The organism is Streptomyces chromofuscus (assembly GCF_015160875.1).
In the GTDB taxonomy this organism is placed as follows: domain Bacteria; phylum Actinomycetota; class Actinomycetes; order Streptomycetales; family Streptomycetaceae; genus Streptomyces; species Streptomyces chromofuscus.
Genome location: NZ_CP063374.1, coordinates 4,381,801 through 4,395,380, shown reverse-complemented (window position 1 = coordinate 4,395,380; position 13,580 = coordinate 4,381,801). Strand labels below are relative to the sequence as shown.

General features: G+C 70.0%; 8 protein-coding genes. 4 read left to right on the top strand and 4 right to left on the bottom strand.

Going from position 1 to position 13,580, the window contains the following annotated elements; translation table 11 throughout:
- The first annotated feature begins 268 nt into the window (after nt 1-268).
- From IPT68_RS19800 to IPT68_RS19790, 3 genes are all read left to right on the top strand, one after another.
- Nucleotides 269-1,804 (top strand): alanine/glycine:cation symporter family protein, encoded by a 1,536-nt coding sequence (locus IPT68_RS19800; RefSeq protein WP_189695757.1) that lies wholly within the window; start codon nt 269-271, stop codon nt 1,802-1,804.
- A gap of 296 nt (nt 1,805-2,100) precedes the next feature.
- Nucleotides 2,101-3,399, top strand: a complete 1,299-nt coding sequence (gene nhaA / locus IPT68_RS19795) for a Na+/H+ antiporter NhaA (protein ID WP_189695758.1) — start codon at nt 2,101-2,103, stop codon at nt 3,397-3,399.
- An 18-nt stretch (nt 3,400-3,417) separates the two neighbouring features.
- Nucleotides 3,418-3,621: a hypothetical protein gene (locus IPT68_RS19790; RefSeq protein ID WP_189695759.1), complete on the top strand. Its 204-nt coding sequence runs from the start codon at nt 3,418-3,420 to the stop codon at nt 3,619-3,621.
- A gap of 304 nt (nt 3,622-3,925) precedes the next feature.
- Here IPT68_RS19790 and IPT68_RS19785 read toward each other — a convergent pair whose 3' ends face one another.
- The 4 genes from IPT68_RS19785 to IPT68_RS19770 form a co-directional block, all read right to left on the bottom strand.
- On the bottom strand, nt 3,926-4,231 hold the full coding sequence (locus tag IPT68_RS19785; RefSeq protein WP_189696168.1) for a hypothetical protein: 306 nt from the start codon (nt 4,229-4,231) through the stop codon (nt 3,926-3,928).
- Between the two features lie 465 nt (nt 4,232-4,696).
- Nucleotides 4,697-9,589 (bottom strand): DNA repair ATPase, encoded by a 4,893-nt coding sequence (locus IPT68_RS19780; protein ID WP_189695760.1) that lies wholly within the window; start codon nt 9,587-9,589, stop codon nt 4,697-4,699.
- An 81-nt stretch (nt 9,590-9,670) separates the two neighbouring features.
- Entirely contained in the window at nt 9,671-11,707 is a 2,037-nt protein-coding gene (locus tag IPT68_RS19775) for a flotillin family protein (RefSeq protein WP_189695761.1), read from the bottom strand.
- A gap of 76 nt (nt 11,708-11,783) precedes the next feature.
- Nucleotides 11,784-12,224, bottom strand: a complete 441-nt coding sequence (locus IPT68_RS19770) for a hypothetical protein (RefSeq protein ID WP_189695762.1) — start codon at nt 12,222-12,224, stop codon at nt 11,784-11,786.
- Between the two features lie 250 nt (nt 12,225-12,474).
- Here IPT68_RS19770 and IPT68_RS19765 point away from each other — a divergent pair, with 250 nt between their 5' ends.
- A complete protein-coding gene (locus IPT68_RS19765) occupies nt 12,475-13,533 on the top strand; it encodes a PucR family transcriptional regulator (RefSeq protein ID WP_189695763.1) in 1,059 nt (352 codons plus the stop codon).
- Nucleotides 13,534-13,580 lie beyond the last annotated feature (47 nt).

The window sequence follows — 13,580 nt, the reverse complement described above, 5'->3', positions numbered from 1 at the left end:
CTTTTGCGATGACCACCGGATTCGTGAGCTGCATCACTAAAGATCTGGCAAAGGCCGTGGTAGAACGTCCCAACTCCGCAGGCGGCATGACCCCTCGCTGCTGCGCGGAGCGTCGGCGTGCGCGCCGGCGACAGACCAGGGGCCGTGACGTTCCGAGTCCTCGGACGCGTCATGCCAGGTCACCGATCGGACAACGGCGTTCGCTCAAAGACCGCACTTCCTCCGGCGCAGGTTTCTGCGCCGGTCCCGCGCCACCGAGGTAGCCACAGTGTCACTCGACTCCATCACCACGTCCGTCGACGAGGCAGTCAGCGGATTCTTCGAGCCCATAGCCACATGGCTCGGGGAAGTCGTCTTCTACACAGTCCCCGTAGGAGGGACCGACCTACCCCTGATCGTCGCCTGGCTCGTGGTCGCGGGTCTCGTCTTCACCGGCTGGTTCGGGTTCGTCCAATTCCGCAAGTTCAGACTCGCCGTCGACGTGGTGCGCGGGAAGTACGACGAGAAGGGGTCGACCGGCGAGGTCAACCACTTCCAGGCCCTGACCGCGGCCGTCTCCGGCACCGTCGGCCTCGGCAACATCGCCGGCGTGGCCGTCGCCGTGTCCATCGGTGGCCCCGGTGCCACGTTCTGGATGATCTTGTGCGGCCTGCTCGGCATGGCCACCAAGTTCGTCGAGGTCACCCTCGGCGTGAAGTACCGCGAGGTGCACGCCGACGGCACCGTCTCCGGCGGCCCGATGCACTACCTGCCCAAGGGCCTCAAGGAGCGTTTCGGCAGCGGCGGCGCCACGTTCGGCAAGGTGCTCGCCGTCCTCGCCTCGATCATGGTCCTCTTCTTCGGCCTGTTCGGCGGCAACCTGTTCCAGACCAACCAGAGCTACGCGCAGGTCGTCTCCACCTTCGGCGGCGAGGGCGGCTTCCTGGCCTCCTCGGCCGGTGCCGTCCTCTTCGGCCTGATCGTCTCCGCGCTGGTCGGTCTCGTGCTGCTCGGCGGCATCCGCTCCATCGCCTCGGTCACCAGCCGGCTGGTGCCCGCGATGGCCGGCATCTACATCGTGGCCTGCCTGATCGTCATCCTGGTCAACGTCACCCACGTGCCGGACGCCTTCCAGACCATCCTGCAGGGCGCCTTCGAGGCCGATGGCGTCGCGGGCGGTGTGATCGGTGCCCTGATCATCGGTTTCCAGCGGGCCGCGTTCTCCAACGAGGCCGGTCTCGGCTCCGCCCCGATCGCCCACTCCGCGGTCAAGACCAACCACCCCGCGAGCGAGGGTCTGGTCGCCCTGCTGGAGCCGTTCATCGACACGGTCGTCATCTGCACCATGACCGCGCTGACCATCGTCATCGCCAACCCGGCCAGTTGGGGCGAGGCCCGCGCCGGCGAGAGCATCGGCGGCGTCACCATCACCTCCGACGCCTTCGAGACCGTACTGCCCTGGTTCCCGGTCGTGCTCACCGTCGCGGTGCTGCTGTTCGCCTTCTCCACGATCCTGACCTGGGGCTACTACGGCCTCAAGGCGTGGTCCCACCTGTTCGGCAAGAGCAGGACCAGCGAGACCGTCTTCAAGGCCGTCTGGAGCCTGTTCGTGATCGTGGGCGCCCTGATGTCGCTCGATTCGCTGATCAGCCTCGCCGACTCCGCGCTCTTCCTGCTGTCGGTCTTCAACATCATCGGCCTCTACCTCCTCGCGCCGATCGTCAAGCGCGAACTCGACTCCTTCCTGGAGTTCGTCCGCGCCCGCAAGTCCGGCGAGATCGCCGACGGCAACGGTGACCAGGAGTCGGTGAAGACCACCGTCTGACCGCCCTCGCGGCCCGGCTCCCGAGCGAAGCGAGACGGGGGTACCCCCGGCCGAAGGCTGGGGGAGGGCCCGTGCTCACCTGGCACCTGGGTGAACACGGGCCCGCTCGTCATGCCTTCCACTGCATTTCCGCAGGTGAAATGGCACCTGGCGGAACGGAACGGCGCTGGTTAGGGTGTGAGGAACGCGTCAACACGCAGCCCGCAAGGGCTTGTGACCGACGCGCGGTGTGCCGGGAAGTCTGGTCGGCGTCAGGGGCTCGTGTGCCCGCAAGACGATCCCCGGAGGACTCCTTCATGGCTGCCGCGCCGCGCGAACGTTCACCCTTCCTCGGCCTCCTGCCGCTGCCCGAGCGCACGGCCATCGCCCAGGCCCTGAGGACGGAGACCGTCGGCGGGCTGGTCCTGCTGGGGGCGGCCGTGGTGGCGCTGGTGTGGGCGAACACTCCGTGGGCCGACACCTACGAGCGCATACGCGACTTCCACTTCGGCATACCGGCGCTCGGCCTGGACCTCTCCGTCGGGCACTGGACCGCCGACGGCCTGCTCACCCTCTTCTTCCTCGTGGCCGGCATCGAACTCAAGCGCGAACTGGTCGTGGGTGAGCTCCGCACCCCCGCCACCGCCGCACTCCCGGTCATCGCCGCCATCTCGGGCATGATCGTCCCCGCCACGTTCTACACGATCACCGCGTCCGCGGGAGGCGGCAGCCTGGACGGCTGGGCCGTACCCATGGCCACCGACATCGCCTTCGCGCTGGCCGTGCTCGCGGTGCTCAGCACACACCTGCCCGCCGCGCTCCGTGCCTTCCTGCTCACCCTCGCCGTCGTCGACGACCTCGGCGGCATCCTCGTCATCGCCGTCTTCTTCACCAGCGACCTCAACTTCGCGGCCCTCGGTGGAGCGCTCGCCGGCCTCGTCGTCTTCTACCTGCTCCAGCGCTTCCGCGTCCGCGGATGGTGGTGGTACGCCCCGCTCGGACTCACGATCTGGGCGCTGATGTACAACGGCGGCGTCCACGCCACCGTCGCGGGCGTGGCGATGGGTCTCATCCTGCGCACCACCCGCGACGCGGACGAGGACCGCTCTCCCGGCGAGCGAACCTCCCACCTCCTGCACCCGGTCTCCGCAGGGGTCGCGGTCCCCCTCTTCGCGCTCTTCGCCACCGGCGTCAGCGTCTCGGTCGCGTCACTGAGCGACGTGTTCACCAAGCCCGAACCGCTCGGTGTGGTACTCGGACTCGTCCTCGGCAAGACGGTTGGGATATTCGCCGGAACCTACTTGGCCGCACGCTTCACCCGCGCCCGCCTCAACCCGGAACTGGCCTGGGCCGACGTCTTCGCCCTCTCGGCACTGGCCGGGATCGGCTTCACCGTCGCCCTGCTGATCGGCGAACTCGCCTTCCCCGACCCAGCGGCCACCGGACCCGTCAAGGCCGCGGTCCTCGTCGGCTCGCTGACCGCAGCCGCGCTGGCGGCCATGCTGATCAAGCGCCGCAACGGTGTCTACCGGCGCCTGTACGAGGAGGAGAACCGCGACGACGACCACGACGGCATCCCCGACGTCTACCAAGTCGACGCCACCACCGAACGCTGACGTGCGGAGGGGTGGGGTGTGGAACCTTCGCTCGCCACAGCGCTGATTCTCCTTGCGGTCCTGGTCATCAAGACCGCGGTGATGCAGCTGCGCGACCCCGGCAGCGCGCAACGGGAGTGGGCCTTTGTCACGGACGGGGTCGCATGGGCCGGCGGTGCACTGACAGCTCTCGTCGTCGGCGCCCTGGGCTGGCCGTACGGCGGGAACGGCGTGGTGGCATGAGCTCTGCTCGCCGGTCTCCTGGTCGCCGCCAGGTCATGGGCCGACGCTCGGCACGCGCGGCCCTCGCCGCCCGCCGGCTCAACCCCCGACTGCGCCTGGTGATCAAGCTCTACAACCGCAAACCGGCCGGCACCTGGAAGAACGCCTCGACCAGGCCGCCGCCCTCGCCGCACCCGGTCTGGACCCCGAAGTCCTGGGCACCTCCACCACCGTGTCTTGTTGCTACGTCTTCCTTGGGCCCACCCCAGCCACTGCCCTTGTCATCCGGCTCCGAACATGACCGCTCGGACAGGGTTCACGGTGTTCAGCCGCCCTTCTGGTCACCACCGCCGAGCTGACCCACCATCATGACGATGAGGCCGGCTAGGAGAATTCCGGCGCCGATCAGCGTTCCCGACGGCCGAGCACCGGAATCGCCGATCATCAACCCGAAAACCAGCTGCCAGCACAGCGCAAAGGCCACCACCAGCTGACCCCATCCATACATCCGCGGCGCGCGAACATGGCGCCGGTTCATGGGAAGCACCCAGCCGCTGGTCACCGCCGCAACGCCGGAGGCGGCGATGAGCAGCGCCACCAGGACAAGGGGCACGGCGAGGTACAGCTTCACGGTTTCTCCCCTGCGTACCGGGCCGACGCCCGACGACGTCGTGATCATGACACCCGCTGCATCGCACGTCCATGAAGTGATCGTCCCTGGACCCGGACGGCGCGCACCTCCCGCCGCGCGTCAGGTGGCTCCGTGGCTCGATCCGGACGATCTCGTCCCACCGGATCGATGTGTGGCCGACGAAGGCGGGGCTCCATGCCGCTGGAGGTCAGAAGCGTTCGGCCATATCCGCGGTTGATCATGCAGTAGAGCGAGCCGAGCCAGCAGGCGCCTACCCCGCCGGTCCACCGCGATCGTTCCGTCGGCTCGGTCGGCGCCACCGCCACCGCGAGGCCGGCGAAGACGAGCGTCAAGACGCCGGTCCACCACCAGTTTCTGCGCCGGGCAGCGGCGTCGAGGCCGATCCATCGGTTGGGCAGTCCGTGATGCCCGGCCTGCCCCGACGTACCGCCGAAAGCACCCATGTCAGTGGTCCTGCCTCCCCGCCGCATGACGGGCCTGGGAGTTCGCCGACACATGGCGTGGGTCGGCAGCCCGGTCGATCGCCGTCTCGATCGCGGCGATCCGGTCGGCGAGCAGGCCGAGCGCAGCGACCGCGCGGGACAGGGGCGCGTCCTCAGGACCACCGAGGGCTTGGGAGCGGACGTAGGCAGCCTTCACCTCCGCCCACCTCGACGCCTGGTGCGCCGTCAACGTGCCGCGCAGTTCGCCGAGCTTCAGCAGGTTGGCCTCGGCGCCGCTGGTCAGGGTCTGCGCCTCGGCGGTGTAGTGGTCGTCGATCAGCGCGGCGAGCTCGGTGTCGTTCATGACGGGCTGGATGCGCTGGGCGATCTTGTTCATGTTGCGGTAGGAGCCCTGCAGTTGGATGGGCGGTTCGGTTCGGGTCGCGTCCGACTGGGCCGCCGAGGCGATGTAGGCCGCGTTCACCGCCAGGACCGTCTGCCGGGCGGTGAGCAGGTGGCGCAGAACGGCCAGGATCCGCTCCAGCTCGGCGGGGGCGTACGGGTGGGTGAGGCGGTCGGCACGGGACGACCCGTCGCCTTCAGCCAGGCGGAGGAGGAGGTCCAGGTCGGTACGCTCGCGGCCGGCCAGTGGAGCGAGCACCGGGTTCGACGTCAGGGCGTTCTCGATGAAGCTGAGCGCGAAGGCGTCCTCCCTACCCGTCAGGACGTCGCCGAGGTTCCAGACATCGGCCCGGTTGGCGAGCATGTCGGGCACGCGGAAGTGGCTGCCGGACTCGGTGTAGGGGTTGCCTGCCATGCATACGGCGAACCGCTTGCCGCGCAGATCGTAGGTGCGCGGCTCGCCGTCCCGCACGCCTTCCATCCGGCGGGTGGTGTCGCACAGCGGGATGAACTTCTGCAGCAGCTCCGGGGAGGTGTGCTGGATGTCGTCCAGGTACAGGAGGGTGTTGTTGCCCGCCTCCAGCGCGAAGTTGATCTTCTCGACCTCCTGACGGGCAGTGGCGTTCGGCGCCTCGGCGGGGTCGAGTGAGGTGACGGCGTGGCCCAGTGCCGGACCATCGACCTTCACCAGGAGCAGGCCGAGCCGGTCGGCGACGTACTCCATGAGGGTCGTCTTGCCGTAGCCGGGCGGGGAGATCAGCAGGAGCAGGCCGCCGGTGTCGGTGCGCCTGCTCTCGCCCGTGGTGCCGAGCTGCTTGGCGAGGTTGTCGCCGATGAGGGGGAGGTAGACCTCGTCGATGACCTTGCTCCGCACGAACGCGGACATCACGCGCGGGCGGTACTCGTCCAGGCGGATCCGCGTGCGCTCGGCGGCCACCAGGGCTGTCCGGTGACGCTGGTACGCGCGGTGGGCGGGGAGCTCGTGCAGGTGGAAGTGCCGTGTGCGGGCGAGGAGTTCGTCCACGCGGACGGTGAGCGTGCCACCCGTGATGCGTGGGTGCGTGCCCAGCAATCCCTCGACGGTCTCGGTCAGTGCGGCGTCGGACTCGTACCGGACCAGATCCGGGCAGAGCTCGGCGGCCACCGCCTCGGCCAGGTCGCCGGGCGGGACGTCCAGGCCGGTGGAGGAGGTGTACGAGGAGAGCCATGCCTCGACGAGCTGCTTGCGGGCAGCCAGGTCGTCGAGCGCCATGAGGTCGTCGTCGTAGGCGGACGTGCCCACGGTGCGGCGGAACTTGTCGAGCAACGTGCGGGTGCCGGCGCTGATGACGAAGCCGCCGGGTCCGGTGGTCAGCTCCTCGAACAGGTAGGCGGCGGCGCTGCCCGCGTGCTCGCCTCCGATCGCTTCCGCCAGCTCCGCCCGCAGGTCGGCGATGGCGGGCGCAAGGCCGAAGGTGTCCCTCGCCCGCGCCAGCGACACCGCACGCCTCGTCCAGCTGTCGCGCGCCGCGGCCGTCGTCCCGTGCGCCCAGAACAGCTGGGCACCGGCCCGGGCGACGGGCTCGTGGCGGAGCAGTCCCGCCTCGTCGTGCAGGCGCAGGAGCGCGGTGAGGATCGTTGTCGCGTCGTGGTCGTGGACCCCGCGTTCGTAGCCCTCGTCGTACGCCGTCTCTGCCGCCTGGCGCACGAGGGTGGGCAGGTCGGTCTCCGCCAGGACCTCAGGACCGTGTTCATCCAGCAGGCGGGCGGCGAGATGCTCGGCGCGGTAGACCTCGGGCGACTCCGAGGGCAGGGGGCGGTCCCAGTACCGGCGGGTGGTGGTGAAGTCGGCGTCGGTGACCGGGGAGCGGTAGTCGGTGCCGGTCACCGCGAAGGCCAGGCCGTCGCCGTGGGGGACCAGGGTGAGCTCGAGTGGCTGGGTGTTCACGGCGAAGCGGTGGTGGCCCAGGTGTAGGGCGCGGCCGTCGTCGGAGTACAGCTCGGTGCGGTCGCGCAGGGTGCGAAGTGCCTCTTGCCGGGCGGCCTTGAGGCGGCCGTCCAGTTCCTCGGCCCGCACCTGGTCGCCGAGGTCGCGCAGTTCGTCGGCGATGCGGCGGACCTTGGCGGGCATCGGATCGGAGGTGAAGTAGGCGGTGACCGCGTCCGCGTCCGTCTGGGTGGCGGCCCGGCGGGCCACGGTGGCGAGGACGCGGGCCGCGGAGTCGGCCAGGCGTTCGGCTTGACGGGCGCGGGTGTCGGCCAGGGTCTGCTTGCGCGTGGAGAACGCCTCGTGGATCCCGTCGCGTTTGTCCGCGAGGACGTCGAGGAAGTCGTCGAACTCGGCGAACCTGGATTGGAGGCTCTCCACCTGGGCCAATAGGCGGGCGAGCTGCTCGTCGCACGCGTCGGGGCTGCCGGCCGCGGCGAGGGCCCCGGCGACGGCCTGGCCCAGCACCGCGAGCTCGGCGGCGAACCCCGCCCGGCTCTCCTGGTCGAGGAGAGAGCGTCGGCGGGTTTCGAGGATGGCGCGCGCCCGGTTGACTCCGCCGAGGACCTCGGCGATGCGCTCCAGTACGGCCGTACGGACCGTGGCGTCACCGATGTCGAGACCGGCGACCACCTCGGTCACCGCGCTCATCCCTTCGGCCAGCTCGTCGAGGCGGGCCATCATGGACCCGGTCTCTGCGACGGTGGCGACGGCCTCGGTGTCCTCGATGAGCCGCTCGACGTCCGTGTGGTGGTCGGCGAAGGCGTCCTCGCGTGCCAGGTGGGCGACGGCCCGCTGCCCGAAGACGGTCAGATCGGCCTCGGTGTCGGAGGCGAGTGCGTCGATGCGTGCGGTGTCCGCGTACCGCATCTCCTTGAGGGTCAGTAGGTGACCCTGCGCCTGGCGGAGCTCCGTCAGCCCGGTCACCCAGGCGGCGGCTCCACGCGGCGCCTGACCCCGCAACCCGCGTACGACTGCGGCGACCCGCGCGGCGGCCTCGTCGAGCGCGTCGGCGGCCTGCCGGGTCAGGGCCTGGACGGTCTCGAACTCGGCCAGGACCTGCTCCGCCGTGGCGCGCACCTGTGCCAGCGGGGTCTGGAGGTCGCCGAGTTGGGGGTCGGTCAGCCAGTGGTGAGTGTCCGCCGTCCGGACGCAGGCGGCCACCAGCGCCTCGTACATCTCGCGGGTGGGGGTCGTGTCGGCGACGGCCCCGGTGATGGACAGGCAGTCGGAGATGCCGCGCACCAGGTCGGCGTTGCCGACGCGGCCCAGTGGGCCGGTGCCGACGGGCTGGGCGGCGGCATGGGTGTCGGAGACGTACGGGGAGTGCCACAGCTGCGCGGGGTGGACCCGCTGTGGTTCGCCACCGTCGGCGCGCAGGACCACGAGCGCGCCGTCGTCGAGGAGTGCCCAGCCGTGGCAGGACAGCGGGGCGGCCATCTCCTTGCGGATCGTGTTGTACGGCAGGAGGAGGCTGCGGCCCTCCGCGCGTGCATGGAAGGCGTAGAGCACGTCCTCGCCGTTCGGTGAGCGGATCTCCCGCTCGAACTCCAGCTCCGCCGTGTCACGTTCGTACGTCTTGTAGGTACCGGTGGCCAGGCAGTAGCCGCCGGGGAAGACGATGCCCTGATCGTCCGGCAGGCGGCGGCAGCCCCTGCCGATGTCGTCGAGACGTACGACGGCTCCGGTGCGGGTGTTGTACACCAGATGGCGGTCGGTGTCCTCCTTGTAGGGGCGGATGCGCAGCAGGATCAGGGCGCCCACGCGCGCGTGGGCGATGTCCGCGTCCGCGAGGGACTGGAGCGGCTCGTCGACCGGCTCGCTGTACATGCCCTCAGCGGTCTCGGTGTCGTCATCGGTCTTGACGGTGAGCGTGCCGCCGACCGTGGAGACGAACACCTCGCCGTCGACGGAGACATGGGGATGGCGGCCGAGGACGTGGTCGTCGCGGGTGGCCGGCGTCCAGTCGACGTCGTGGGAGGGCGGCAGGACGTGGTCACGGTCGCCCCGTGCGTCCAGGAACGTGGCCCGGCCGTCGCCGGACAGGGACCACCGCAGGACGCGGATGTCGTCCGTCTTCTCGCCGGTCTGGAAGACGGCGAGCACCTTGCCTTCGACGAGACGCAGTTGCAGGAGACGGGCCTGACGGTAGTAGCGGTGCAGGGCCGCGAACTCCCGGACGAAGGACGGGTCGTCGAGCAGGCCGGGCACGGCGTCGTCGGGCAGTCGCACAAGGGTGCGGTCGTGCAGGGCCAGGGCCTCGCCCACGCCGGTGTCCGCCCCGCGGCTCGGGACGGCGTTGTAGCCGAAGAGCAGCACGTCCCCCACGGCGACGATGTCCCGGGGCACCACGGCGTCATCGGTACGCAGCCGCTCCGTGCGGGCCAGTTCCAGCCGCATCGAGCCGAACTCCTCGCCGCGGCGGGCGTTGAGCGCCTCGGTGCGGCGGGCGAGCTCGGCGGCCTGCGCGGTGAGTCGGTCGCGCAGTACCTCGTACGTACCCGTGTCCAGTGGCTCGTGCGTGCCGGTGTCCAGGCCGGTGGTCATGGATTCCCTCTCAGGAAGTCGCAGGAACACGGTCCGGAGCCGCCGTCCCCTGTGCGGCGGCTCCGGACCGGGGCGGGCGGGTCAGGCGTGGACGGCCTTGCCGTTGCGGGCGGTGAGCGGCTTGTCCGCCAGACCCAGCTCGCCGGCCTTGTCGAGCAGCTGCTGGAGCTGCCCGGAGTCGGCCCCGCCGGTCCGCATCAGCTTCATCAGCAATGCCGAGACGGTCATGTTCTGCACGTCGGCCGTGGAGACAGAGCCGAGGATGCGACTCAGGTCGTCGGTGAAGCTGGAGGCGCCGTCCAGCCAGGGCGCGGCCAGTGCCTGCGCGGTCTCGGAGTGCTGGACGAAGCCGTCGATGCCCTTGCCGAGCGCGATCGATCCGACCAGCCGGTCGAGGAAGACCGACTCGCCGCCGACGATGTTGATGTCGGCGTTTTCCAGCCCGGTGGCGAGCACCGTGGCCTGCGCCTCGGCGACCTGGCGCTGTACGTCCAGGCCCGCGAGCCGGATGTCCTTCTCGGCTTCCAGGCGCAGCCGGTACTCCTCGTGGCCACGGGACGCGTCGTCGAGGGCAGCCATCGCCGCCGCCTTCTCGGTCAGCCCGGCCGCCTCGACCTTGAGCTTCTCGCCGATGCCTTCGGCCTCGGCGAGGGCCCGCGCCTTGGTGCCCTCTGCCTCGGCCCGCATCCGGGCCTGGGTCGCCTCGGCCTCCGCGCGGCCGGCCTTCTCGATGACCTCGGCCTCCTTGTCGCGGACCTGGACCGCCGCGAGCCCTTCCGCAGCCGCCTCGGCCTGGACGCCCTCGGCGAGGCGGAGCTTGGCGCGGGCGTCGAGGTCGGCCGTCTTCAACCGGGCCTCGGCCAGGGTCAGTTCCTCGGCGGCGCGGTGAGTGGCCGACTGCTCGGCAGCTTCAGCGGCCTTGATGTCCTTGACCAGCCTCTCCTGTGCCTCCGCCTCGGCGGCGATGATCACGGCCTGCCGCTGCCGCTCCGCCTCCTCGACGGCGCGCAGCTTCTTGATGGACTCCTCCTGCTCGGCGACCGTACGGTCCACCGCGACCCGCTCGCGGATGACCTCGGCGATGTCCCTCTTCTCCGCCTCGACCTCCTTCTCGGCGGCGATCCGAGTCAGTTGCGTCTCGCGCTCCCTCGCGATGACTTCGAGGAGGCGGTCCTTCTCGATGCGCTCGTTCTCCACGGCGATGACCCGCTCGCGGTTCTTCGCGGCGACCGCGACCTCACGCGCCTGGTTCTCGCGCTGCACGCCGAGCTTCTCCTCGGTGGCCAGGAACGCGCCCTGCGCCCGCAGCCGCTCCTCCTCCACCACCCGCGCCGTCTCGGCCTCCTCCCGGGCCCGTACGGTCGCGATCTCCCGCCGCTGCTTGATCTCCGCGTCGGCCTGCCGGCGCTCCATCTCCAGGATCGCCTCGCGGGCGTCGACGTTCTGCCGGGTGATCTCCTTCTCCTCGGTGCGCTGCGCCTCGTTGGTGCGCACGTGCTCCACGGCCGTCAGCTCCGTGATCTTGCGGATGCCCTGGGCGTCGAGGACGTTGGCCGGGTCGAGCTGGGTCAGCGGCGTCTGCTCCAGGTAGTCGATCGCCGCGTCTTCGAGGTGGTAGCCGTTCAGGTCGACGCCGATGACCTCGATGATCCGGTACCGAAGCTCGTCGCGCTTGGTGTACAGGTCGGTGAAGTCCAGCTGCTTGCCCACAGTCTTCAGTGCTTCGGAGAACTTCGCGTGGAACAGCTCCTGGAGCGTGTCCCGGTCACTGGCGCGTGCGGTGCCGACCGCCTGAGCGACCTTGATGACGTCCTCGACCGTCTTGTTGACCTTGACGAAGAAGGTGATACGGATATCGGCGCGTATGTTGTCCCGGCAGATCAGCCCGTCCTTGCCGGTCCGCGTGATCTCGATGGCCTTCACCGAGATGTCCATCACCTCGGCCTTGTGCAGCACCGGCAACACGACCTGCCCAGTGAAGGTCACATCGACCTTGCGCAGCTTGGAGACGATCAGCGCCTTGCCCTGCTCCACCTTGCGGAAGAGCTGGGAGACGACGAGGACGGCGAGCGCGGCGCCGACGATGAGCACGCCGGCGCCCACAGTGATGGCATTCATGTCATACGTCCTTGTGGCGTGAGGGAGTTGAGGCGTGAGGAAGGAGGGCGGGGCCGCTCTCTGGTGGCGCCGTGCGTCAGGCCGCGTGGTCCATGTGGTCCCGGACTCGGTCCCGGTGCCTGTCCTCTGTCCGGCCGAGGTCGGACAGACGGGGTTCATCGGGGAAGGGACGGTGCAGGGGCCGTACGAACAGGCGGGTCATCCGCCATGCGGCGAGCAGCGCAAGGACCGGCACGACCATGCGCAGCAGTCCGGTGGCGGGGCCGGGCGAGGTGAACACGACCAGGACGAGAGTCCCGCCGACACTGAGGGACCAGGCCAGAACGGTCAGCGAGGAGAGGGCGATCGCCACCGGTACGCCGCCCATGCCCCACGCGCGGAGATCGAGGTCCGCATCGAAGCTGCAGGTGCTGGTGAGGCGCGCGGCAACCAGGACCCAGAAACACAGCACCACGACGAGGGCGGCGGTCAGCAGGATCGTGGGCAGGCCAGTGGCGACCGCCAGCAACGTCCGCATGAGCTCGTCCCCCTTTCCGGCCGCAGTGCTCGTCCGCCGTGTTTCGGTGGCGCATCGCATGCTCCGGGCTCCGGTGCCGGACGCCTGCCGGTGTCCGGCACCGGAATCCCCCGCAGTGCTCCCCGCAGGTCATAGTGCACGGCACTCACCGGCACGCGCATTGCCGATTTCCGGAAGCGTTCATTAGGGTCTGCATGCCGGTGCGCCGCCAAGAAACCGTCATCGGCGCGTCAAAAAAACCGGGGGCGACGTGACGGAACGGGAGATTCCCGAGCAGTATCTGGAGGGCTGTGCCCGGATTCTGGCCGATGTCTCGGCCACGGGGCGGCGCCTCACCCGGGAGGAACTCACCTCCCGTCGGGAGCTCGGTGAGCGGGCCGCGGACGCCGGCCACGGACTGCGCGCCCTGGTCAGCGCCCATCTGACCGCCGCCCGCGCGGCGTGGCCGACCACCCCGGGCACGACCGACTCGGCCCTGGCCGCCCTGCACCAGGTCATAGACGCCTTCTCGGAGGGCTACGAACGCGCCCAACGCCACGCCGTACGTCAGGAGGAGGCCGCCCGCCGGGAGTTCATCGACGACCTTCTCTACGGCCGCAGCGACCTGGGCCGTCTCGCCGAACGCGCCGAGCGCTTCGGTCTGCGCCTGTCACACGCCCACGCCGTGGCCGTCGCCGAAGGTCCCACCGCCTACGACGAGGGCGACCCGGTCCCCCGGCAGGTGGAACGGGCCCTCATCTCCCGCTTCGGCGACCGCAGCATCCTGCTCACCACCAAGGACGGTCGGCTTCTCTGCATCGCACCCGGCCACCAGGACGACGTACTCGCGTACTTCGCCAAGCAGGCCCACGCGGCCACGGAAGGCGGCCGGGTCGCCATCGGCCGTGCGCAGCCCGGACCCGGCGGAGTCGTCCACTCGTACGAAGAGGCGCTCAACGCCTTGGAACTGGCCGAGCGCCTGGAACTGGAGGACCCGGTCCTGCACGCCGCCGATCTGCTCGTCTACCCCGTCCTGACCCGGGATCGGCAGGCCATGGCCGATCTCGTGCTGAACAGCCTCGGCCCGCTCACCACGGCTCGCGGGGGCGCCGAACCCCTCCTCGACACTCTCACCGCATACTTCGACTCGGGCTGCGTGGCCGCCGAAGCGGCCCGACGTCTCTCCCTCAGCGTGCGGGCCCTGACCTACCGGCTGGAGCGCATCCACAAGCTCACCGGCGCGAACCCCGCAGATCCGGCCCACCGTTACATGCTCCAGACCGCAGTGATCGGTGCCCGTCTGCTGGACTGGCCGGCCAAGGACCTCTGATGCACCGAGCCGGCCTCACACAGCACTCGGCAGCGATGGGCAGAAGT